Source organism: Nocardia sp. No.11 (assembly GCF_038752175.1).
In the GTDB taxonomy this organism is placed as follows: domain Bacteria; phylum Actinomycetota; class Actinomycetes; order Mycobacteriales; family Mycobacteriaceae; genus Nocardia; species Nocardia canadensis.
The window spans coordinates 1-1,287 of record NZ_JBCGFB010000261.1 but is presented as its reverse complement, the minus strand read 5'-3'; the positions used below and the strand labels follow the sequence as shown (position 1 = coordinate 1,287).

Here is a 1,287-nt window from a genome sequence, read left to right as displayed (position 1 = left end):
CGGTGCGCTGGTGCCGGCCCAGCCGGTCGCCGCCGCGCCCGCGCAGGCCCCGACCGGGGGCGGCGGACTCGAGCTGCCGATCATCGGCACCGTGCCGTTCACCGACACCGCCGCCCGCTGGATCCGTCCGCTGGTGCCGTCCTTCGTCGCCAACGCGATCGACTCTGCCACGCACCCGCTGCGCACCGCGCGGCAGGCGTTCGAGGAGGTCGAGGAGGTCACCTTCACGCTGCGCCGCAGCCGCAAGGTCACCGTCGACACCCAGGATTCGCAGGCCCAGCAGCAGATGATGGCGCCGCCCGGCTACCAGCTGCCGGGTCAGCCCGCGCAGGGCTACCTGCCCGCCGGGTACCCCCAGCAGGGCGCACCGCAGTACCACCCGTACGCCCAGCAGATCGCCTCGACCGTCGTCGACGCGCCGTCGACCCGGTACCACCCCGACCCGCGCCAGTACCAGGCCGCGCCGACCTACACCGCGCTGCCCGCAGGTCAGGGCAATACCCTGCCGACCGCCGACGGCTACGGAGAACTTCCCGGCGGCAGTGCCAACGAGCTCCCCGGCGGCGATCAGCGTCAACTGCCGCCCGCCCGCTGACCTACGGGTCGGCGACGGGGCCTCACTGAAGTCGTCGCCGACTCGCTCGGCAGGGCCTTCGCGGCCGTCCGACCGACCTCGCCGCCATCGACGACGCGACCGANAGTCGTCGCCGACTCGCTCGGCAGGGCCTTCGCGGCCGTCCGACCGACCTCGCCGCCATCGACGACGCGACCGAGGCGATCTGGCGAAAGCGAGCCGCCGTGGGGCCGGATCGATACCGGCCCCACGGCGGTACTCACGCGCGGGTGTTCTTCGTCCGCACCGCGCCGTAGGCGGCGAACAGCAGCACCGCGACGATGCCGAGCACCGTCAGATGGATGCCGCTGACGAACGCCTGATTCGCCGAGGACAAGAACTCCTGCGCCACCGCGGCCGGCAGCTCCCGCGCGACCTCGACCGCGCCGCTGAGCGATCCCGATGCCGTCGCCACCGCGTCGTCCGGCAGCAGGGACAGATCGAGCCCGCGGCGGAAGATCGCCATCACGGTGCTGCCGAGCAGGGCGACACCGAGCGCGAGACCGGTCTCGTAGGCGGTCTCCGAGATCGCCGCCGCGGCACCGGCGCGTTCCGCCGGCGCCGAGCCGACGACCAGGTCGGCGGCCACGGTCATGGCCACCCCGGCGCCGAGGCCGATGCCGACGAAGCCGAGCACGAACGCCTCGGCGCCGCTGACCGCGTCGACCAGGAGG

2 pseudogenes are annotated in these 1,287 nt (G+C 73.8%); one reads left to right on the top strand and one right to left on the bottom strand.

Features of this window, described 5'->3' with window-relative positions:
* Nucleotides 1-595, top strand: a pseudogene (locus V8688_RS31935) (DUF4407 domain-containing protein); the annotation flags it as partial.
* Nucleotides 596-833: 238 nt separating this feature from the next.
* Here the strand turns inward: V8688_RS31935 and V8688_RS31930 are convergent.
* Nucleotides 834-1,287 (bottom strand): annotated as a pseudogene (locus tag V8688_RS31930) (MFS transporter); the annotation flags it as partial.